Here is a 20,618-nt window from a genome sequence, read left to right as displayed (position 1 = left end):
GTGTCGTACGCCGAAGCAGCGGTCGACCGGGGCGGAGTGGGGCGGGGCGGTTCACGCCGGACGAGCGTGGTGCTCGGCCGTGGCGGCGGCCGCGATGTTGCGGGCCATACCGCCGAACACCGCGGCGTGGAACGGCGAGATGGACCACCAGTACGCATGGCCGGTCAGTCCGTGCGGATGGAACAGGGCCCGCTGGCCGTACAGCGTGCGGCCCTGGGCGTCATGGCCGACCGTCAGTTCCAGCCAGGCCAGGCCGGGGAGCCGCATCTCGGCGCGCAGCCGCAGCAGCCGGCCCGGCACGACCTCCTCGACGCGCCAGAAGTCGAGCGAGTCACCGACCCGGAGCCGGCCCGCGTCCCGCCGGCCGCGGCGCAGCCCCACCCCGCCGACCAGCCGGTCCAGCCAGCCGCGCACCGCCCAGGCGAGCGGGAAGGAGTACCAGCCGTTGTCGCCGCCGATGCCTTCGACCACCCGCCACAGCACCTCCGGCGGGGCGTCCACGGTCCGCTCCCGCCGGTCGGTGTAGAGGCTGCCGCCGGCCCAGTCGGGGTCGGTGGGGAGCGGATCGCTCGGTGCGCCGGGCACCGCGGCATTGGACCAGCGGGTGGTGACCTCGGCGTCCCGTACCCGGCGCAGCGCCAGTTCCAGCGCGTCGTCGAAGGCGATGGGGTGGCCCGGCGGGTCCGGGTCGGGGACGTAGCGGGCGATGTCGTGCTCGTGGCAGACGACCTCGTAGCGCAGTGATTCGGCCAGCGGACGGGCCAGGCCGGGCGGCACGGGGGTGACCAGGCCGATCCAGAGGCTGGACAGACGGGGGGTGAGCATCGGCACGGCGAGGATCAGCCGTTCGGGCAGGCCGGCGACCTGTGCGTAGCGCTGCATCATGTCGCGGTAGGTGAGGATGTCGGGCCCGCCGATGTCGAAGGTCCGGCTGACGTCGTCGGGGAGGCGGGCGCAGCCGACGAGGTAGCGCAGCACGTCGCGGACGGCGATCGGCTGGATGCGGGTGCGCACCCAGCTGGGGGTGACCATGACCGGCAGCCGCTCGGTGAGATAGCGCAGCATCTCGAACGAGGCCGAGCCGGAACCGATGATGACGGCGGCGCGTAGCACGGCGGTGGGGACGCCGGATGCCAGCAGGATGCCGGCGACCTCGGCGCGGGAGCGCAGGTGGGGCGACAGGTCCCGTTCGGGGATGCCCTGGGGACTGAGTCCGCCGAGGTAGACGATCCGGCGCACTCCGGCGGCGCGGGCCTGGCGGGCGAAGATCTCCGCGGCCCTGCGGTCCGTGTCCTCGAACCGCCGGCCGCTGCCCAGGGCATGCACGAGGTAGTAGGCGACCTCGACGCCGTCCATGGCGGTGCGCACCGAGTCGGCGTCGGTGACATCGCCGCGCTGCACCTCCGCCCGGTCGGCCCAGGGGTGGTCGCGCAGCTTCTCCGGCGTCCTGGCGAGTGCCCGTACGGCGTATCCGGCCTCGAGCAGCTCGGGGACCAGACGGCCGCCGATATAGCCGGTGGCGCCGGTGACCAGCACACGCGGGCGCGGCGCGGACGGCACCGGGGCCTCGCCTTTGTCGGCCATGTGCACGGCCTCCTCCGGCTGGTCGCAGCACGATGAACCTGCCCGCCAAGTGTGGCACCGGCACCGGCACGGAGCATCACGGCGCGGGTCCGGACGGAGGGCGCCCGGTCACCTTCCGGCGGGGTGCGGTGCCGACGCCGCCTAGGGGGTGCCGGGCGCCGCGGTGCTCTCCCGTGCCTCCAGATGCGGCAGTTCGCCCTGTACGGTCCGCAGCGGCCCGCCGTCGAGGACCGCGAGGAGTTCCTGGGCGGCGAGCCTGCCGAAGCCGGGGGTGTCGCGGACGAGTGCGGTGAGCCGGGGGTGGGTGACGCGGCACAGCGCCGAGTCGTCCCAGGCCACGATCGACAGCGTGCCCGGTACGGCGAGGCCCCGCCCGGCGGCGACGGAGGCGCCGGCCACGGCCATCACGTCGTTGTCGTAGATGATCGCGGTGGGCGGCTGTGCGGCGTCGAGGAGGCGGCGGGTGGCCTCGGCCCCCTCGGCGTCGGAGTAGTCGGTGGTCACCGAGTGGACGTGCCGGTGGTCGAGGCCCCGCAGGTCCGCTTCGGTGCGCAGGGAGCGGATCCGGCGCTCGGTGTGGGCGAGGCCGGGCAGCCCCGCGATGTGGACGATGCGGCGGTGTCCGAGGCCGTAGAGGTGATCGAGGACCCGGGCCATGGCCTTGGAGTCGTCGGCCCAGACGCTGGAGAGCAGCGGGCGGGACGGGGCGCCGGCCGGTACGGACACGGCGGGGGCGGACGTGCCGGGCGCGGAGAGGTCCGGCTCCCGCGTGGCCGGGCCGCCGACGACCACGGCGGGCAGACCGAGCGAGGCGAGCAGCTTTGGCCGTGGGTCCTCGGTGCGCGGGTCGACCACGAGGACACCGTCCACCCGGCGCTCGGCCCACCAGCGGCGGTAGAGCGCGCACTCGGCGTCGAGATCCTCCACGACCTGGAAGAGGAGGGCGATCTTCCGTGCGGAGAGCACTTCCTGGATGCCGGAGACGAGCTGGAGGAAGAAGGACTCCACGCCCAGGGTCTGTGCGGGCCGGGCGAGCACCAGCCCCATGGCGCCGGCGCGTTCGCCGGACAGGGCGCGGGCGGCGCTGTTGGCCTGCCAGCCGAGTTCCTCCGCGACGCGCCGGACCCGGGCGCGGGTGTCCTGGGAGACACCGGGCCGGTCGTTGAGCGCGAAGGAGACGGCGCTCTCCGACACCCCGGCCCGGCGCGCGATGTCCTTGATCGTCGGTCGGCGGGCCGGCTTGGGCCGGGCCGCCTCACCGGGCGCTGTCATGGCGGGATCCCCCTCGTACTGAACCGCATTAGTGCGCCTCAGTCTGATCAGCGCCCAGTGGCCTGTCAAACGCCGTACGAACGCCCTGGAACAGGGCCGCTTTCCTGCCTCCTCCGGCCAAGCCCGCTACCGGGGTATTGACACCTACTAAAACGCATTAGTAGCGTCTGCCGCGTCGCCGACCGAGGTCTCGTGGAATAACCCTCAAAGCGTCCGGGATACCCGCCGCGTTCTTTACTGCTGCCATAAATCAAGGGGAATTACCGGCCCCTCGCGGCCATCCCGTCCGTGTCTGGCCCGAGCAAAGGAGCCACCAGCCATGCGTATATCCCGTCGAGCCGCCGCCGCGACCGCGGCCCTGGTCACCTCGGCGCTCGCCTTGACCGCATGCGGGTCCTCGGGGGGATCCGGCGGTTCGGACAGCGCCTCAGGAAAGGTCGAGGGGCAGGTCACCTTCCAGACCTGGAATCTCAAGGCCAATTTCAAAAAGTACTTCGACGGGGTCATCGCGGACTTCGAGAAGAAGTATCCGGACGCCAAAGTGAAATGGGTGGACCAGCCCGCCGAGGGATATCCGCAGAAGCTGAGCGCGGACGCCGCGGGCGGCACGCTGCCCGACGTCGTCAATGTGTCGTCGGATCTCGCCTATCCGCTCGCCAAGGCCGGGCTCGCGCTGGATCTGGAAAAGGCGGCCGGAAAATACCGCGGCGAGTATCTCGACGGGGCGTGGCGCAGCCACCGGATGCCGGGGATGCCGGGTGTCTATGCCTTCCCCTGGTATCTGAACACCGGGCCGATGTTCTACAACAAGGAGCTCTTCGCCAAGGCCGGGCTCGATCCGGAGAAGCCACCGACGACCTACGACCAGCTGTTCAAGGACGCGGTGTCGATGGCACGGAAGAGCGGCCGCAGGATAGCGATGCTCGCCGGCACCCCGTCGATCGAGGACTTCGGACGCTATGGCGTGCGGCTGATGAACACGCAGGGAACGGAGTTCATCTTCAACGAGCCCAAGGGCGTCGAGCTGCTGCGGCACTACAAGGAGCTCTATGCGGCCGGGGCGCTGGACTCGCAGGCGCTCACCGCGCAGGCCGAGTCCGCCGGGCGGAAGTTCCAGCAGCAGTCCGTGGCCATGAATCCGGGCAGCGCGCTCGATCTGGAGAACTTCAAGAAGGAGGCGCCGAGCCTCTACCGGCACATCGGCATCACGGACGCGGCCAACAACACCGGCAAGGCCAATATGTACGTCCAGGGCCTGATGGTGAATGCGCAGAGCAAGGTCAAGCCGGCGGCCGTCGCGTTCGCGCACTTCGTCACCGGCAAGAAGAACCAGATGGCCTTTGCCAAGGAGGTCACCATCTTCCCCAGCACCAAGGGCTCGCTGGACGACCCGTACTTCACCAAGGAGGACGGTACCGATGCGACCCGGGTGCGGGTGGCCTCGGCCAGATCGCTGAAGACCGCGGTGAATTACACCCCGGTGCTGCTCAGCGACCAGATGAAAACCGTGCTGCGCAATGCGGTCGCCAAGGCCGTACAAGGAAAGCAGTCCCCCAAGGCGGCGCTGGACGGCGCGGTCGCCGAGTGCAACCGCCTGCTCAAGACCGGCTGAGGCCGAGGCACTTCGTGAAGACCAGGACGAAACCACCCGGCCGGGACGGAACAGTCCTCCTTTCCCCGGCCTCCGCTCCCCCGCAAAACCCCGCACCGCGGCGCTCAGCTCACGGCATCCGTACACATCTGCCGTTCGGTCCCTGGCTGTTTCTGGCTCCCGGGCTGCTGATCGTCGCCGCATTCAGTCTGTATCCGTTCCTGAGCACGGTGGCCCATTCCTTCACCGATGCGCGCACCCTCACCGCGGGGCAGTTCGTCGGCGGCGCCAATTACCGGGAACTGATCCATGACCCCATGTTCTGGACGGGGCTGCGCAACAGCCTGCTGTACGTCCTCGGGGTCGTACCGCTTCTGGTGCTCCTGCCGCTGCTGCTGGCGATGCTGGTGCAGCGGCAGATCCCCGGGATCACCTTCTTCCGGGCCGCGTTCTACACCCCGGTGGTCGCCTCCGTCGTGGTCGTCGGTCTGATCTGGGTGTGGCTGCTGGACGACCGGGGGCTGATCAACGCGCTGCTGGAGGCGCTGGGCTTCGGCAGGGTCGGCTTCCTCAGCGATCCGTGGCTGCTGCTGCTCAGCGCGATGGCGGTCACGGTCTGGAAGGGCCTCGGCTACTACATGATCATTTATCTGGCGGCGCTGGCCAACGTCCCCAGGGAGCTGCACGAGGCGTGCGCGGTCGACGGTGCGGGGGCGGTGCGCCGCTTCCTGACCGTCACGGTTCCCGCGGTGCGCTCCACGATGGTGCTGGTGGCCGCGCTCTCCTCGGTCAGTGCCTTCAAGGTGTTCTCCGAGGTCTATCTGATGGCCGGTCCGACGGGCGGCCCCGGCGGCGAGGACACCACGTTGGTGATGCTCGTCCAGCAGGCCGGCACCGGCCTCAGCGGACGGGTCGGCTATGCCTCCGCGCTGTCCGTCGTGGTCTTCGTCCTCACGCTCGGCCTGATGCTGCTGGTGCTGCGCGCCAACCGCAAGGAGGAGCGATGAGCACCCTCGGCCGGCGGGAGCCGGAGCGTCGGGAGCCGGAGCGTCGGGAGCCGGAGCGTCGGGAGCCGGAGCGTCGGGCCGGGCGGGAGCGTGCCGAGCGGCGGATTCCGCGGTGGCAGCTGCTGCTCCGCTATCTGCTGCTGCTCGCCGTACTGGCACTGACCGTCGGGCCGTTCCTGTGGCAGCTGTCCACCTCCCTCAAGGGCGCCGGCGAGGACATCTACCGCTATCCGCCGAGCCTGATCCCGCACGACGCCACGCTCGGCAACTACGCCGGTGTCGCAAAGATCATCCCCGTCTGGGACTTCGCGCTGAACTCCCTCAAGGTCGCCGTCGCCAATGTGCTCACCAACTGCGCGGGGGCGGCACTCGCCGGCTACGCGCTGGCCCGGATGCGCTTCAAGGGCCGCAAGACCGCGCTGGTCGTCTTCATCATGGCGATGCTGGTGCCGGTCGAGAGCATCATGATCGCGCAGTTCGTGACGATGCGGGAGCTTCAGCTCAACAACACCCTGCTCGGGGTGGTGCTGCCCGGCTGCATCGGGGCGATGAACGTGCTGCTGATGCGCAATGCCTTCGCGGGGCTGCCGTACGAGGTCGAGGAGGCCGCGTATGTCGACGGCGCCAACGCCTGGCAGCGTTTCGTGCGGATCGCGCTGCCCTCGGTCAGGGGCACTCTCGCGGTGGTCGCGATCTTCGCCTTCATGGGGGCCTGGGACGACTTCCTGTGGCCGCTGATCGTGCTGAGCGACCAGTCGAAGTTCACCCTGACCATCGGCCTGAACTTTCTGCACGGCACCTTCGCCGACAATCAGCGGCTGGTCGCGGCCGGCACCGTCATCGCCGTGCTCCCGCTGATCGTGCTGTTCGCCTGTCTGCAGCGCTCCTTCTTCCGCGGCGTCGGCGAGGGCGCCGTCAAGGGCTGAACCCTCGACCGGCCCCGGATACGCCCTGCCCCGCTCCCCACTCACAGGAAGCTCCCTGCCCGTGCCGCACACCACCCGCAGCCCGGCGCGCTTCCGCGCCGGCGCCACGCCCGGCCAGGGCTCCCCGCCCCGCTTCGGCGCCAACTACACGCCCACCCACGGCTGGTTCCACCACTGGCTGGACTTCGACCTGGATTCCGTACGCGCCGACCTCGACTCCCTCGCCGCCCTCGGCCTGGACCACATCCGGGTCTTCCCGCTGTGGCCGCTGTTCCAGCCCAACCGCACCCTGATCCGGCCGCGGGCCGTGGAACAGCTGGTGCAGCTGGCGGACGCCGCGGCCGAGCGCGGCCTCGACGTCAATGTCGACGGGCTACAGGGACATCTGTCGAGCTTCGACTTCCTGCCCGCCTGGACCCGGACCTGGCACCGCCGCAACCTCTTCACCGACCCCGAGGTGTGCGCCGGCCAGGAGGAGTATCTGCGGACACTGGCGGCCGCACTCGCCGACCGGCCCAACTTCCTCGGGATGACGCTCGGCAACGAGATCAACCAGTTCTCGGACCGCCCGCACCCGGACCCCGACCGGATCAGCGACGCGCAGGCCACGGCCTGGCTGGAGCGGATGCTGGCGGCCTGCGAGCGCGGCGCGCCGGGGCGGATGCATCTGCACGCCGCGTACGACGCCGCCTGGTACCAGGACGGCCATCCCTTCACCCCCGCCCAGGCGGCCCGGCTGGGCGCCGTCACGGCCGTGCACTCCTGGGTGTTCAACGGCACCGCACAGCGGCACGGCCCCACCGGCACCGCCACCGAGCAGCACGCCGCCTATCTCATCGAGCTGTCCAAGGCCTGGGCGAGGGACCCGCACCGTCCCGTGTGGCTCCAGGAGGTCGGCGCGCCCGCACCGCACATCCCCGAGGCGGGGGCGGCGCGGTTCATCGAGGCCACCGTCGTCAACGCGCTGGACTGCCCGGACCTCTGGGGCGTCACCTGGTGGTGTTCACACGATGTGTCGCGGTCGCTGGCGGACTTTCCCGAGCTGGAGTACGGGCTGGGGCTGCTCGGCAGCGACCGTACGGTCAAGCCCGCGGGCAGGGCGATCGCGGCGCTGGTCGCGGACCGGCGCGGCCGTACGCACCGTCCGCCGGTACGCACCACCGCGCTGGCCGTCGACGTCGGCGGGGGCGACGCCGCGCCCCGCCGCTCGGTGTGCGCGCCCGGCGGGCCGGTCTTCGAGGCCTGGGCCGAGCTCACCGCGCAGGGTGTCCGCCCGGCTCTTGTACTGGCCGAACTCGCCTCCGACGGCGCACATTTGACGTCGCGTGGCATCACGGAGGTCTGCACACCCGATGAGGTCGTCAGGCCCCCGCGCCGGCCGTCGTCATCCTTCCCCCACCGGAGGAGCACCTCATGAACCGGCACCGCTCTCCCGTTTCCCGCCGCCGGGTACTGCTGGCCGGAGCGGGTTCCGCGGCCGCCCTGCTCGGTCCGTCCCTCGGGGGCGGCACCGCGGCGGCGGCCGGCCGGCCCCGGGCCGGCGCCGCGGACTCCCTGCAACCGTATGCCTCGTACTGGTTCCCCGACTCGCTGCCGTCGGGCACCCCCGGGGACGGCATCACCTGGCGCAGCCTCAAGGCCTGGACTCCCGGGAGTGACCGGGATCTGGCGTTCAACACGGCGACCGTGCCGCTGGCCGAGCGCTTCACCCCGGTTCCGGTGAACACCACGGCCCGCGCCGGCCAGGCCCGGATCAGCGCGCTCGCGGCCTTCGACCACACCGCGGGCAACCCGTCGCAGGGCTCGCCGACCGCGGACTACTACGCGCCGACCCACTGGGCCTACCTCGACGAGCTGGTCTTCTGGGGCGGCTCGTCCGGCGAGGGCCTGATCCTGGCGCCGAACGCGCCGGTCGTCGATGCCGCACACCGTCACGGCGTCCCCGTACTGGGCACGGTCTTCCTGCCGCCGGCCGCCTACGGCGGACAGCTGCGCTGGACCCGCGATCTGGTGCAGAAGGACGCGGCCGGGCGCTTCCCGCTCGCCGCGAAACTGGTGCAGGTCGCGACGGTGTACGGCTTCGACGGCTGGTTCATCAACGCGGAGACCGGTGGCGGTGACGCCGCACTGGCCGCCGATATGCAGGCCTTCCTGCGGGCACTGCGCGCCGCGGGCTCCGGGCACGGTCTGCGGATCACCTGGTACGACGCGATGAACAGGACCGGCCAGGTCGGCTGGCAGGGTGCGCTCGACGAGCTGAACCAGCCGTTCTTCCAGGACGACGCCGGCCCGGTCGCGGACTCGATGTTCGTGGACTTCCGGTGGAGCGCCGGGCGGCTGGCGGACTCGGGGCGGCTGGCGGAGCAACTGGGGCGCAGCCGCTACGAGTTGTGGGCCGGAGTCGATGTCGAGTCGGCGGGGTGGGACAGCGGCACGGACTGGGACGCGATCATCCCCGGCGGGCGCGATCATGTCGTCTCGTACGGCTTCTACCGTCCCGAGTGGACCCTTCACCATCTGCCCGCGGAGCGCACACCCGGACAGTTCCATGCCGCGGACGACCGGTTCTGGTCCGGTGAGGGCCTGGACCCGACCCGGCCCGGCGGCACCGGCGGCTGGCGCGCACCGGCCTCCGCCGTCGCGGACCGCTCGGCACTCACCGCACTGCCCTTCGCCACCACCTTCAACACCGGCCATGGGCTGCGCTGGTACGAGGACGGTGCGGTCACCTCCGGCGGCCCCTGGAACCACCTCGGCCTCCAGGACCGGCTGCCGCCGAGACGCTGGGCGGTGCGGACCGCGGGGCAACGCCCGGAGGTGTCCCTGGACTTCGCCGACGCGTGGCGCGGTGGCAGCAGCCTGCTGGTGCGGGGCGCCCTCGACGCGCCCGCCACGCTGGACCTGTTCCCGGCACGGCTGCCGGCCGGCTCCGCCACCGTGCTGGACCTCACCCACCGCCTCGACCCGGCCTCGGGGCCGGTAACCGTCGAGGTGGCCGTGGCACTGCGGGACGCACCGTCGCCGGGCGAATCCGCCCCGTACTCCTTCCTGCCGGCCGGGACCCTCGCACCGGGCAGCGGCTGGCGCACCACCTCCGTGCGTCTCGGCTCCCCCGGCCCGGGGACCCTTCATGCGCTCGGCGTACGGCTGACCGGCCGCGGGGGCGCCGCGGTGGCCTGGCGGCTGGGGGCGCTCGCGGTCCGCGACGCCACCGGGTCCCCGGCCGCGCCCTCCGGGCTGAAGGTCACGGATGCCGCCACCGCGGGCGGGGCGACCGCGGTGCGGCTGAGCTGGCGCCGCGCCCCGGGCCCGGTGCGCCACTACGAGCTGTACCGCCGCTTCCCGGACGGGACACGGGAGTTCCTCGGCGGCACCTGCGGTACGGCCTTCTACGTACCGGGCCTGCGGCGTGCCCGGAACGAGCCGGCCGCCCGGCTCGAGGTACGCGCCGTGCACGAACTGTTCACCGTCTCGCAGCCGTCGAGGACCCGGCTCCCCTGGTAAGTCCCGAAGGTCACCGGATTGCCGTGCCGCCCTCACCACCCCTCAACGCTACGGAGCCCTCTCCATGCATGACGATCGCGCACTGATCGAAGCCCGCCTCAAGCGCGTCCTGGACGAGCGCATCCGGCCCGCGCTGTATCCCGAATCGGTTCCCCTGGACGTCGCGGCCTGGGTCGCACCGGGAGAGCCGGTTCCGGTGGCCGAGGGACTGGCCGCCGCCCATACGCCGGTGGCGGTGGGTGACGCCTGGGGCGCCCCCTGGGGTACGACATGGTTCAAGGTCCGTGGTGAGGTGCCGCGGGACTGGGCAGGACGCACCGTGGAGGCGGTGCTCGACCTGGGCTTCGACGAGCGGATGCCGGGCTTCCAGTGCGAGGCGCTGGTCCATCTGCCCGACGGCACCCCGGTCAAGGCGATCAACCCACGGAACCAGTGGGTACGGGTGGGCGCGCCGGTGCGCGGCGGGGAACACGTCGAATGGCATCTGGAGGCCGCGTCCAATCCCGTCATCCTCGATGTCCACCCGTTCCGGCCCACCCAGTTGGGCGACCGGGGGACGGCGGGCAGCGAGCCGCAGTACCGGCTGGCGCGGATGGACCTGGCGGTGTTCGACACCGAGGTGTGGGAGCTGATCCAGGACCTTGAGGTGCTGGGTGAGCTCATGGCCGAGCTTGCGGTGGACAGCCCGCGGCGCTGGGAGCTGCTGCGGGCGGTGGGCCGGGCGCTGGACGCGGTGGATCTTCAGGACGTGAACGGGACGGCGCAGGCGGCGCGTGCGGAACTGCGTACCGCGCTGTCGGCTCCGGCCGGGGCCTCCGCGCACCGCATCAGCGCGGTGGGGCATGCGCATATCGACTCGGCATGGCTGTGGCCGCTGCGCGAGACGGTACGGAAGGTGGCCCGTACGGCGTCGAACATGACGGCGCTGCTGGAGGACGAGCCGGAGTTCGTGTTCGCCATGTCGCAGGCACAGCAGTACGCCTGGATCAAGGAGCACCGGCCCGAGGTCTACGCCAAGGTCAAGAAGGCGGTCGCGGAGGGGCGGTTCGTGCCGGCGGGCGGTATGTGGGTGGAGTCGGACACCAATATGCCCGGGTCGGAGGCGATGGCCCGGCAGTTCGTGCACGGCAAGCGGTTCTTCCTGGAGGAGTTCGGCGTCGAGAACGAGGAGGCCTGGCTGCCGGACACCTTCGGATTCGCCGCGGGACTGCCGCAGATCATCAAGGCGGCGGGGGCGAAATGGCTGCTGACGCAGAAGATCTCCTGGAGCCAGATCAACGCGTTTCCGCACCACACCTTCCGCTGGGAGGGCATCGACGGCACCCGGATCTTCACCCACTTCCCGCCGGTGGACACGTACAACTGCCAGCTGGCGGGCAGTGAAATCGCCCATGCGGCACGGAACTTCAAGGACAAGGGGGTGGCGCGGCACTCGCTCGCGCCGACCGGCTGGGGCGACGGGGGCGGCGGCACCACCCGCGAGATGATCGCCAAGGCCCGCAGACTGCGTGATCTGGACGGCTCGGCGACGGTGGAGTGGGAGCGGCCCGCGGACTACTTCGCGAAGGCGGAGGCGGAGTACCCCCAGGCGCCGGTGTGGGTGGGCGAGCTCTATCTGGAGCTGCATCGCGCGACCCTCACCAGCCAGGCGAAGACCAAACGCGGCAACCGGCGCAGTGAACAGCTGCTGCGGGAGGCCGAACTCTGGTCGGCCACGGCGGCGGTGCTGGCACAGCACCCCTACCCCTACGCGGCGTTGGACCGCCTGTGGAAGACGGTGCTGCTCCACCAGTTCCATGACATCCTGCCCGGTTCCTCCATCGCCTGGGTCCATCGCGAGGCGGCGCAGACCTATGCGGCGGTCGCTGCCGAGCTGGAGGGCATCATCGCGGCCGCACTGGCCGCGCTGGCCGGCCGGGGGGACGCGGAGCTGGTGGTGAACTCCGCGCCGCACGCCCGCGGCGGGGTCGCGGCCGGGGGCGTGGCCCCCTCGGTGAGTGAGGGGCCCGAGGTGACTGCCGTGCCGTGCGAGGGCGGCGGATTCACCCTCACCAACGGTCTGCTGCGGATCGAGATCGACGGCCGCGGTCTGGTCGTATCCGCCTACGACCGGGCGGCCGCACGCGAGGCCGTCGCGCCGGGCGGGGCGGCGAATCTGCTCCAGATCCACCCGGACTTCCCCAACATGTGGGACGCCTGGGACGTGGATGCCTTCTACCGCAATGTCGTCACCGATCTGACGGATGCGGACGAGGTCGTGCTCGACGAGGCGTCCGGAGAGGCCGCGACGGTGCGTGTCACCCGTACCTTCGGCGGCTCCCGCGTGGTGCAGTCGCTGACGCTGGCGCGCGGGCAGCGGCGTCTGGACATCGACACCGAGGTCGACTGGCACGAGACCGAGAAGTTCCTCAAGGCCGCGTTCCCGCTGGACCTGCACGCCGAACGCTATGCGGCGGAGACCCAGTTCGGGCACCTGTACCGGCCCACCCACACCAACACCAGCTGGGAGGCGGCCAAGTTCGAGGCCTGCGCGCACCGGTTCGTCCAGCTCGAGGAGCCGGGCTGGGGCGTGGCCCTGGTCAACGACGCGACATACGGCCATGACGTCACCCGTACCGTCCGGGAGGACGGCGACCGTGGCACCACCACGACCGTCCGGCTCTCCCTGCTGCGGGCCCCGCGGTTCCCCGACCCGGAAACCGATCAGGGCCTGCACCGCTTCCGCTATGCGCTCGCCCCCGGCGCCACCATCGGCGACGCGGTACGCGAGGGCCATCACATCAATCTGCCCGAGCGCCGGATCAGCGGTGCCGCGGCGGTCGCGCCCCTGGTCACGGTCGACGACGACGCCGTGGTGGTCACCGCGGTGAAGCTGGCCGACGATACGAGCGGCGATGTGGTCGTCCGACTCCATGAGGCTCACGGCGGGCGGGCCACCGTCACCTTGACCACCGCCTTCGAGCCGGCCGACGCCCTCGCCACCGACCTGCTGGAGCGCCCGGCCGAGGACGGTCCGGTGCTCGGACGGCAGGGGAACACGATCCGGATGCGGCTCCGCCCGTTCCAGATCGTGACCGTGCGGCTGCCCCGGGCGGACGCTCGGTAGCGGCCGGACGGGGGACGCCGGGCGGCGCCGGGGCCCGCTTACGCCCCGGGGCCGTCCGAGCGCGACCGGGCGTCGCGGCAGGTGTCCCGTCGCAGCTCGTGCCGCCGCTCGCGCCCGGTGCCGCGCCCGGCCGCCCGGCCACGGCCGGGCCGAGGGCCGTACGGCGCTTCATGGTCCGGATCGCGGCTCGGGTCCAGGCCCAGCATGTCCATCAACAACGACAGATCGTCCGCGTCGCGCGCATGGCCGGCCAGCGCCTTCCTGGCGAGCCGTCGTTCCTCGTCGCACGGCATGCCGCGCGACGCGGCATCCTCGGCACTGCGGTGTTCATCGCTCACCGCTGCATTCTCGGCCGGACCGCACGACCGTGCCCGTCGAGCGAGCCACCGGCCGCCCGGCGGAAACCGCCGGCGAGGCGTTGCTCCACACGAGTGAGCGAAGTCCCTCAGGACCGGCTCGCGGCAAGCGCCTGATCCGGACGACAGGCCCAAGGGAACCTCCGACACCGCTTTTACCTCTATATGGGCACTTGCACTTGATCACCCAGTCGCGGAGTCCCCCTTGAAACGCCCTTACGCCGTCGCGCTCGCGGCCACCCTCATCGCCGCCTGCGCACTGCTCACCGGCTGCTCGGAGACCGGAAACCCGGTCGACTTCAACGCCGGCGCCACGAATGACGGCGCCGCGCGGGCCAAGCCCGTCGACAACGACACCCTCATGCCGACCGGCCCCAGGAGCGACTTCCGCATCACCCGGACACTGGACGACGGCACCCATATAGCGCGGACGACGCTGCGGGGCCCGAAATCCGGCGTCACCGGAAGCGTCTGGGTCTGGGCCCCGAAGGAGTACCGCGACCCGAAATACGCCAAGAGCGGATTTCCGGTGCTGATAGCCCTGCCGGGTGGCCTGGGCAGCCCGAAGGAGGCCGGCGGTGTCACGAATTACTGGGTCGGCGGCGATATCGAGCTCCAGGAGAACCTCACCCGGTGGACCGCGGAGGGCAAGAGCCTGCCGTTCATCGTGGTGATGCCGATGCTCAACCCGGACACCCGCTATCACGACGCCAGCGACATACCCGGGCAGCAGAAGATGGGGACCTGGCTGACGGAGGACGTGGTCCAGCTGGCCAAGGCCAATTTCCGTACGTTCAAGTCACGCGACGGCTGGGCCTTCATGGGGTCGTCCTCGGGCGGCTTCGCCGGGCTGAAGTCGGTGCTGAAGCACCCGGAGAAATTCAAGGCGGCGATAGCCAGCGGCCCGGACATGGCGCCGGATTCGCCGCTGTGGGCGGGACACCGGGCGGAGCGGGACGCCAACACTCCGGCGAAGCTCGCCCAGCAGCTGCTGCGGAAGGGCGGTCCGGACGTCTACCTCGCCTTCCAGGCCGGCACCAGGGAGTCCACCGCCGTCAAGGCCCCCATCCGGCAGTTCCGCCAGACCTACGGCAAGGGCCCGGTCCACACCGCCCTCCAGCTGATCCCCGACGGCCGGCACAACGCCTGGGACTACCAGAAGGGCATGGCCGCCGGTTCGATCAAGTTCATCAGCGACCGGATGAAGGCACCCATACCGAGCAACTCCTGAACCGTGCGCCACGGCCGCCGGGTGCGCCCCGGCGGTCTCCCCCGCGCGCAGATGCAGATCACCTGAGTGGGGGTGATGCTGGACTCGTGGGGGGACCGTGGTGAGGAGGACGACTCATGTCCATGATGGACAAGATCAAGAGCATGCTGAAGGGCCACGAAAGCCAGACGGACAAGGGCATCGAAAAGACCGGCGACATGGTCGACGACAAGACGCAGGGCAAGTACAAGGGCCAGGTCGACACGGGCCAGGAGAAGATGCGGGACCAGTTCGGAGGCGGGCAGGGCCAGGACCGGCCGCCGCAGCCCTGAGCCGGCGGCTCCCCTTCGGCGGAGGTCCGCCCGCCCGCGAGGGCCGGCGGCCCTTTGCCGCCGCCTGCGGCCGGCCGGGTGAGGCTGCGCCCCGGTACACGCCTCGGCGCCCGCCCCCGGGGCCGGGAACGGACGCCGCCCGCGAGTCCGCCGGACCTACGCCAGCCGGATCTTCTCCGCCTGGGGGCCCTTGTGACCCTGGGTGACCTCGAAGGTCACCTTCTGGCCCTCCTGCAGCTCGCGGAAGCCCGTGGCGTCGATGTTCGAGTAGTGCGCGAAGACGTCGGCGCCGCCGCCGTCCTGTGCGATAAAGCCGAAGCCTTTCTCCGAGTTGAACCACTTCACCGTGCCGGACGCCATTTCCGTCTCCTTCGTTCAAGGGGCTCGAAGCGGCTTGCGCGTGCTGCGGAAGCCGGAGGTGATCGCCCTGGTCCGGAGACGCGCTACACAGCAAGGACGCCCGTGAATGCGACACGGGCGCCCGGCACTTCGGAACCACGACAGCTGATCAGGACGCTACACCGAGCAACGCCCGGCGGGCCGCACAACCGTGACGGACGCGTCGCCCTTCACCGGGCAAGGCCATCGTGCGTCCTCCGTATCCCTGACCGATCGGATGGATGTACGACGGCCGGCGGTACGGGGCCCGGACTCAGTCGGGCTCCCCGTCCCGGCTCGCGGGCGGTTTGCGACGGCGCCACCACAGACCGGTGCCGAGCCCGGCCAGGGCGATGACCCCGACGGCTCCGGCGGCGGAGAGGAACCACCAGTACCGCGCCTGCGCGTCGGCCTCCGTCTGCGCCGCGACCGCGGCCTTGTGCGGCGGCGTGACGGGCTGTGACCGGTGGAGGACCCGCTGCGGCTCGTCGCCGCTGTCGCCGGGCACCATGACGGGCAGCATGCCGACCGCCGCGGCCCGCGGAGCCGCCTCGAAGCCCCAGTCCAGCAGGCTGCGCGTCTCCTCGTAGACGGCGTTACGGCTGCCGGACTGCGGGTTCATGACGGTGACCAGCAGCGTCCGCCCGTCGCGCCGTGCGGCGGCGATCAGGGTGTTGCCGGCGTGGGTCGTGTAGCCGTTCTTCACCCCGATGAGGCCGTTGTACGGTCTGACGCCGTGTGAGCCGACCAGCAGCCGGTTGGTGTTCTGGATGCCGAACGCGTCCGGGCCGCCGTCCTCCGGCAGCTCCGCCTGTTTGGTCGAGGCGAAGTAGGCGAAGTCGGGGTCGGTCAGGCCGGCCCGCCCGAAGAGCGTCAGGTCGTAGGCGGACGAGAACTGACCCGGTGTGTCGAACCCGTCGGCGGACGCCACCGTGGTGTCCCGGGCGCCGAGGCGGCGCGCCGTCTCCTGCATATCGTCGATGGTCTTGTCCCAGCCGCCGTTCATGCCGGCCAGGGTGTGCACCGCATCGCTGCCCGAGCGGAGGAAGACGCCGTGCCACAGATCCGCGACGCGATAGGGGAGGTCCTCCTTGAGGCCGGCGAGCGAGCTGCCCGCCTCGATACCGGCCAGGTCCCGGAGGGAGACGGTGTGTACCTCCTCCTGGGAGAACTTCGGCAGCACCGTCACGGCGAACAGCGCCTTGAGGGTGCTGGCGGGCGGCAGCGGCCGGTGGGCGTCCTTGGCCGCGAGGACCTTCCCGCTCGCCATGTCCGTCACCATCCAGGACAGCGCGGTGACATCCGGTGGCTCCGGCACGTCCCGCCGGGGCAGGAACTGCACTCCGTGCCTGTCCAGCCGGCTGTTGACATCGACCGGATCGGCCACGTGCGCGCCGGGCCGCAGGTCGTCGACGCCATGGGGGCCGTCGGCGGCTGCCGGGCCGGGAACGGCCAGCAGGCTCGCGGCACAAACGGTTGCTGCGGTAACGACTCTGACGGAGGCCCAACTCGCGCTCGACATGTGGCCCACGCTAAAAACGACCTCGGCCGGGCGCTGGTTGGCCTACGCCATCCGATGCGCGGGCGCCCGGCTGCTGCACGCGCCACGCCGGGGCCGGCGGAAGGCCGTCGGCCCCGGCCCGGCCGGGCGGACGCGGTCTACCAGATCGCGTCGACCCACTCCGGGTGGTCGATGAACGGGTTCCGGTTGTGCTGGTACTTGTCGAAGATCACCTGGTTGCGGCGCTGCTCGAAGGCGTTGGGCGGGTCCTCCTTGCTCCACTGCTTCAGGACGGAGAGCCGTCCGATGTGCGGCTGGGTGCCGTTGCCGACCTGGTCATTGGGCTCCAGGTCGGGGAAGCCGTCGCCACCGTCGTAGCGGACGGCCATGTAGAGGATCATGCGGGCGACATCGCCCTTGACCTCGTCACGGGGCTCGAAGGAGTCGTCGTCGGTGTAGTTGCCCGGCGCTTCGCCGACCTCCGTACCGCCGTTGTCGAAGTCCTTGCTGCCGCGGGTGCTGTTGACGGACACATCCGCCGGGCGCAGATGGTGGATGTCGGTGCCGGGACCGGTGTCGGTACCGAAGTCGCCGTGGGACTTCGCCCAGACGTGCTCGCGATTCCAGTCGTCGGGATTGCCACCGTTGGCGGTCTTGCTCTGCGAACGGCCGGTGTACAGCAGAATGACGTTCGCGCTGTTGGCCGGGTCCTGGTCGGTGTCCTTGAGGGCGTCCCAGACCTGGGAATACGTCAGCTTTCCGGTCTGGGTGCTGCTGATGATCCGGTGCAGCGCATCCTTGAGCGCCTGGCCGGTCTTGCCCACGGCGTCTTTGTAGTACGTGTCGTCATATGCGCCGACGGATATGGAGGAATGCCGGGCGATGGACGCGGCAGTGGCACCGTGGGGTGCGGCCGGGGCGGCCGTTGCATTTGCCGGGATCTGTGCGGCTACCGCCGTCAATACCGTTCCGGCGGCGATGGCCAGCGCGGTACGGGCGCGACGCGTCACGCGGATGTGGTCCACGAAGGGTGTCCTCTCCCCGAATTGTGGCGCCGAGTCGCGAAAATGTGGGGCACGACCGGCACCGGCCGTTGGGAATACGGCCGCAGGCAGCTTTCCACCGCGGTAATCACCATCGTGTGAACATCAGGGGAGAGTTATGTGTCCACCCCGTGGCAATCACTGAATTCCCCCGAAAACGCCGCACCGATATGACTCGTCGATGCCGCGTCAGAAGTGCGGCGTCCACGTCGCTTTCGGCTCGACCGTCCGAGAGGACAACCGCTCACGGAGGAGGCGGCAGCCGGGGCGAGCAGCTCGGCTCATCCGGTGGGCACCTTGTGGTTCCCGTACGCGTGCGACGGGGCGTCAGGGCGCGACATCCGGCAACGCCGGCGAGCGCGACGATGCCCCTTGGGCCCATCGGGTGAACCCGTGCCTCATCCGCAACCGAACGGGCACCGTACGGCTTCCGAAGCACTGACACAGTCTTCGCCGAATCCCTTGAACCCTTCGGACCGCGAGTTGTGGAGGCCCCCCATGTCGGCTTACCGCCCCACTCCCCCGCCATACGGTGCGACGCCGGAATATGCGCTCGCTCCCCCGCGCCCCGAGGAGCGCCTCGGCGCGCCCGCACACCCGCAGGAACCGCCGCACCCGTCAGCCTGCCACCCCTTCCTCCCGCCGCCCCGCCCGGAGGACCGGCTGCCCTTCGAGCCGCCGCAGCCGTCCCACCTGCCCGCTCCCCCGCGTCCCGAGGAGCAGCGGCAGGGGCCGGTGGCGATGCCCGATCGCCGGTGGCTGGACCTCCAGGCCGCCTTGACCGCGGCGGGAGTCGCTCCGGCGGACGGGGAGCTGGCCGCCCTGGCGGAGATCGCGAGTCTGGGCGAGACCACGGTGGGTGCCGTCGTCGGCTGGCTCGCGGCCGCCGCACAGGCCTCCTGGCCCCGGTCGCGCGCCGTGTGAGGGAGTCCGCCTGCCCCGTCACCGCAGACCGGGCAGGCTGCGCAGCTCACCGATCTTCAGGGCGCGGGCCAGGCCCAGGAAGATCAGGGCCATGCTGAGGCCGCCGCCGGCCAGAGCCAGGGCGGGGCTCCAGCCCGCCGAGACGGGCACACCGGAGCAGGCTCGGGCCGCGAGCCAGCCGACCGCTGCCGCCGCGGCGGCGGAGGCGGCCAGCTTGCCGTAGGTACGGCACAGGCGTCGGCCGTCGAGGCGTCCGGAGAGCCGCCGGCGCAGCAGCAGCGCGGTGATCAGCAACCCGATGCCGTAGGCGACGGCGTAGGCGGCGGCCATTCCGGTGACGGCCCACCGGGCGGGCAGCAGCAGATGGCACGCGGTGGCCAGGGTGATGTTGACGGCGGCGATCCAGACGGCCACCCAGAACGGCGTACGGGTGTCCTCGAAGGCGTAGAAGCCGCGCAGCAGCAGGTACTGGGCGGAGTACGGGATCAGGCCGAGCCCGAAGGCCTGGAGCATGTGCCCGGCGGGCGCGGCCGAGGCGGCGTCCACGGCGCCGTGCGCCAACAGGAGCTGGGCGGTCTGCGGGCCGAGGGCGAGGAAGAAGAAGGCGGCCGGGACGATGACGACGCCGCTGATGCGCAGCGCACCGGAGAGGTCACCGCGCAGCTCGTCCAGACGGTGATCGGCGACCGCGCGGCTCATCCGGGGCAGCAGCGCGGTCACCAGCGAGACGGTGATGATCGACTGCGGCAGCGTCCAGATGAGCTGGGCGAAGCCGTAGGCGGTGACTCCCACGCCCGCGGTGGGGAGCTGCTGGTCGGCTGCGCCGGCGTAGTGCGTGACGACGACCATCGCCGCCAGGTTGGCGAGCACGAACAGCAGGGTCCAGCGGGCGGCCGAGATGCTCTTGCGCAGACCGGTGCCGCGCCAGTCGAAGCGCGGCCGGAAGCGGAAACCGGCGGCGCGGGCGAAGGGGATCAGGGCGAGGCCCTGCACGGCGATGCCACCGGTGGTGACAAAGCCCAGGAGGTCGATCTGGCCGGGGGTGATGTCCTCGACGCGGTCGGGCCCGGCCAGCAGTCCGAGGTAGATTCCGAACATCGTGATCAGCACGATGTTGTTGAGGACCGGCGTCCACATCATCGCGCCGAACTTGCTCCGGGCGTTGAGGACTTGGCCGAGGATGAAGAACAGGCCGTAGAAGAACATCTGCGGCAGCAGGAAGCGCGCGAAGACCACGGTGAGCTCGAAGGCGGCGTGGTGGCCGGGCGTGTCCGGTATGTAGAGGGTGACGATCTGCGGCGCTGCCCAGACCGAGAGCGCCGTGCCCACCGCCAGCACGCTCAGGACGAGGGTGACCAGGCGCTGTTCGTGGGCCCGGCCGCCGTCCGCGTGCTCGTCCCTGGCACGTACCAGCTGCGGCACCAGCACCGAGTTCAGCGCGCCGCCGATCAGCAGGGTGTAGATGCTCATCGGGACCATGTTGGCGGTGTTGTATGTCGTGGCGAGCAGGCCGGTGCCGAGTGCGGCCGCCTGGAGCATCTGCCGGATCAGCCCCGTGCCGCGGGAGACCACGGTCCCCAACGCCATCAGGAGCGAGGAGCGTTGCAGGCCCCCGCCCTCGCCTCCCCCTTCGCTCCCACCCGCGCCGTCCCCTTCGCTCCCACCCGCGCCGCCCCCTTCGCTCCCACCCGCACCGCCCCGTTTACCCGCGGCATGCCGGCGCCGCCCTCGGTGCGGCGTGGAACCGTCCCCTTCCCCCTCGTCGCCGGGCGCCGACCCGTCGTCCGCTGTGCCGCCGTCCGTCCACCGCTCCGGCAGACGTAGCGGCAGCGTGTCGTGCGGTGTGTGTGATGTGTGTGGTGTCCCCTCCAGCATTCCGTCAAT

Annotated in this window: 16 protein-coding genes; 9 read left to right on the top strand and 7 right to left on the bottom strand. The window is 71.1% G+C overall.

Going from position 1 to position 20,618, the window contains the following annotated elements; all coding sequences use genetic code 11:
• Positions 1 to 51 precede the first annotated feature (51 nt).
• Positions 52 to 1,584 (bottom strand): SDR family oxidoreductase, encoded by a 1,533-nt coding sequence (locus K7C20_RS33545; protein ID WP_053209810.1) that lies wholly within the window; start codon positions 1,582 to 1,584, stop codon positions 52 to 54.
• Positions 1,585 to 1,725: 141 nt separating this feature from the next.
• Entirely contained in the window at positions 1,726 to 2,856 is a 1,131-nt protein-coding gene (locus K7C20_RS33540; protein ID WP_030086456.1) for a LacI family DNA-binding transcriptional regulator, read from the bottom strand.
• A gap of 319 nt (positions 2,857 to 3,175) precedes the next feature.
• On the opposite strand from K7C20_RS33540, the gene K7C20_RS33535 reads away from it, so the two are divergent.
• From K7C20_RS33535 to K7C20_RS33510, 6 genes are all read left to right on the top strand, one after another.
• Positions 3,176 to 4,468, top strand: a complete 1,293-nt coding sequence (locus tag K7C20_RS33535) for an ABC transporter substrate-binding protein (RefSeq protein WP_030086458.1) — start codon at positions 3,176 to 3,178, stop codon at positions 4,466 to 4,468.
• A 116-nt stretch (positions 4,469 to 4,584) separates the two neighbouring features.
• Positions 4,585 to 5,454 carry a carbohydrate ABC transporter permease gene (locus tag K7C20_RS33530; protein WP_053209831.1) on the top strand — a complete coding sequence of 290 codons (870 nt, stop codon included), beginning with the start codon at positions 4,585 to 4,587 and terminating at the stop codon, positions 5,452 to 5,454.
• A complete protein-coding gene (locus K7C20_RS33525; protein WP_053209809.1) occupies positions 5,451 to 6,380 on the top strand; it encodes a carbohydrate ABC transporter permease in 930 nt (309 codons plus the stop codon). The genes K7C20_RS33530 and K7C20_RS33525 overlap by 4 nt, the downstream gene beginning before the upstream one ends.
• A gap of 61 nt (positions 6,381 to 6,441) precedes the next feature.
• Positions 6,442 to 7,797, top strand: coding sequence for a glycoside hydrolase 5 family protein (locus tag K7C20_RS33520; RefSeq protein WP_048830049.1), 1,356 nt, complete (start codon positions 6,442 to 6,444; stop codon positions 7,795 to 7,797).
• Positions 7,794 to 9,884: an endo-beta-N-acetylglucosaminidase gene (locus K7C20_RS33515; protein ID WP_053209808.1), complete on the top strand. Its 2,091-nt coding sequence runs from the start codon at positions 7,794 to 7,796 to the stop codon at positions 9,882 to 9,884. The genes K7C20_RS33520 and K7C20_RS33515 overlap by 4 nt, the downstream gene beginning before the upstream one ends.
• A 64-nt stretch (positions 9,885 to 9,948) precedes the next feature.
• Positions 9,949 to 12,990 (top strand): alpha-mannosidase, encoded by a 3,042-nt coding sequence (locus tag K7C20_RS33510; protein WP_053209807.1) that lies wholly within the window; start codon positions 9,949 to 9,951, stop codon positions 12,988 to 12,990.
• Between the two features lie 38 nt (positions 12,991 to 13,028).
• On the opposite strand, the gene K7C20_RS33505 is transcribed toward K7C20_RS33510, so the two are convergent.
• Positions 13,029 to 13,328: a hypothetical protein gene (locus K7C20_RS33505; protein WP_053209806.1), complete on the bottom strand. Its 300-nt coding sequence runs from the start codon at positions 13,326 to 13,328 to the stop codon at positions 13,029 to 13,031.
• A gap of 223 nt (positions 13,329 to 13,551) precedes the next feature.
• On the opposite strand from K7C20_RS33505, the gene K7C20_RS33500 reads away from it, so the two are divergent.
• Both K7C20_RS33500 and K7C20_RS33495 read left to right on the top strand, forming a co-directional pair.
• Complete coding sequence (locus tag K7C20_RS33500) at positions 13,552 to 14,577, top strand: alpha/beta hydrolase (protein WP_030086482.1); 1,026 nt, start codon at positions 13,552 to 13,554, stop codon at positions 14,575 to 14,577.
• Between the two features lie 116 nt (positions 14,578 to 14,693).
• Positions 14,694 to 14,888, top strand: a complete 195-nt coding sequence (locus K7C20_RS33495; RefSeq protein ID WP_053209805.1) for an antitoxin — start codon at positions 14,694 to 14,696, stop codon at positions 14,886 to 14,888.
• 156 nt (positions 14,889 to 15,044) lie between these two features.
• Here K7C20_RS33495 and K7C20_RS33490 read toward each other — a convergent pair whose 3' ends face one another.
• The 3 genes from K7C20_RS33490 to K7C20_RS33480 all read right to left on the bottom strand — a co-directional run bounded on the left by K7C20_RS33490 (position 15,045) and on the right by K7C20_RS33480 (position 17,792).
• Positions 15,045 to 15,248, bottom strand: coding sequence for a cold-shock protein (locus K7C20_RS33490; RefSeq protein WP_006601696.1), 204 nt, complete (start codon positions 15,246 to 15,248; stop codon positions 15,045 to 15,047).
• 292 nt (positions 15,249 to 15,540) lie between these two features.
• Entirely contained in the window at positions 15,541 to 16,788 is a 1,248-nt protein-coding gene (locus K7C20_RS33485; RefSeq protein ID WP_048830051.1) for a D-alanyl-D-alanine carboxypeptidase family protein, read from the bottom strand.
• A 137-nt stretch (positions 16,789 to 16,925) separates the two neighbouring features.
• Positions 16,926 to 17,792 (bottom strand): endonuclease I family protein, encoded by an 867-nt coding sequence (locus K7C20_RS33480; RefSeq protein WP_409351332.1) that lies wholly within the window; start codon positions 17,790 to 17,792, stop codon positions 16,926 to 16,928.
• Positions 17,793 to 18,308: 516 nt separating this feature from the next.
• Here K7C20_RS33480 and K7C20_RS33475 point away from each other — a divergent pair.
• Positions 18,309 to 18,734 (top strand): hypothetical protein, encoded by a 426-nt coding sequence (locus tag K7C20_RS33475; RefSeq protein WP_150127313.1) that lies wholly within the window; start codon positions 18,309 to 18,311, stop codon positions 18,732 to 18,734.
• Positions 18,735 to 18,752: 18 nt separating this feature from the next.
• Here K7C20_RS33475 and murJ read toward each other — a convergent pair whose 3' ends face one another.
• Positions 18,753 to 20,609 carry a murein biosynthesis integral membrane protein MurJ gene (gene murJ, locus K7C20_RS33470; RefSeq protein ID WP_222892701.1) on the bottom strand — a complete coding sequence of 619 codons (1,857 nt, stop codon included), beginning with the start codon at positions 20,607 to 20,609 and terminating at the stop codon, positions 18,753 to 18,755.
• Positions 20,610 to 20,618: the final 9 nt, after the last annotated feature.

Source organism: Streptomyces decoyicus (assembly GCF_019880305.1).
Lineage (GTDB): Bacteria > Actinomycetota > Actinomycetes > Streptomycetales > Streptomycetaceae > Streptomyces > Streptomyces decoyicus.
Note: the sequence above shows the minus strand (reverse complement) of the source record. Positions and strands in the feature narration are given on the sequence as shown.

Excerpts from the sequence above, each read along its gene's own strand:
- K7C20_RS33535 (WP_030086458.1), top strand. The coding sequence starts at position 3,176 with ATGCGTATATCCCGTCGAGCCGCCGCCGCGACCGCGGCCCTGGTCACC.
- K7C20_RS33525 (WP_053209809.1), top strand. The coding sequence starts at position 5,451 with ATGAGCACCCTCGGCCGGCGGGAGCCGGAGCGTCGGGAGCCGGAGCGT.
- K7C20_RS33485 (WP_048830051.1), bottom strand. The coding sequence starts at position 16,788 with ATGTCGAGCGCGAGTTGGGCCTCCGTCAGAGTCGTTACCGCAGCAACC.
- K7C20_RS33515 (WP_053209808.1), top strand. The coding sequence starts at position 7,794 with ATGAACCGGCACCGCTCTCCCGTTTCCCGCCGCCGGGTACTGCTGGCC.
- K7C20_RS33540 (WP_030086456.1), bottom strand. The coding sequence starts at position 2,856 with ATGACAGCGCCCGGTGAGGCGGCCCGGCCCAAGCCGGCCCGCCGACCG.
- K7C20_RS33475 (WP_150127313.1), top strand. The coding sequence starts at position 18,309 with ATGTCGGCTTACCGCCCCACTCCCCCGCCATACGGTGCGACGCCGGAA.
- K7C20_RS33510 (WP_053209807.1), top strand. The coding sequence starts at position 9,949 with ATGCATGACGATCGCGCACTGATCGAAGCCCGCCTCAAGCGCGTCCTG.
- K7C20_RS33495 (WP_053209805.1), top strand. The coding sequence starts at position 14,694 with ATGTCCATGATGGACAAGATCAAGAGCATGCTGAAGGGCCACGAAAGC.
- murJ (WP_222892701.1), bottom strand. The coding sequence starts at position 20,609 with ATGCTGGAGGGGACACCACACACATCACACACACCGCACGACACGCTG.
- K7C20_RS33545 (WP_053209810.1), bottom strand. The coding sequence starts at position 1,584 with ATGGCCGACAAAGGCGAGGCCCCGGTGCCGTCCGCGCCGCGCCCGCGT.
- K7C20_RS33490 (WP_006601696.1), bottom strand. The coding sequence starts at position 15,248 with ATGGCGTCCGGCACGGTGAAGTGGTTCAACTCGGAGAAAGGCTTCGGC.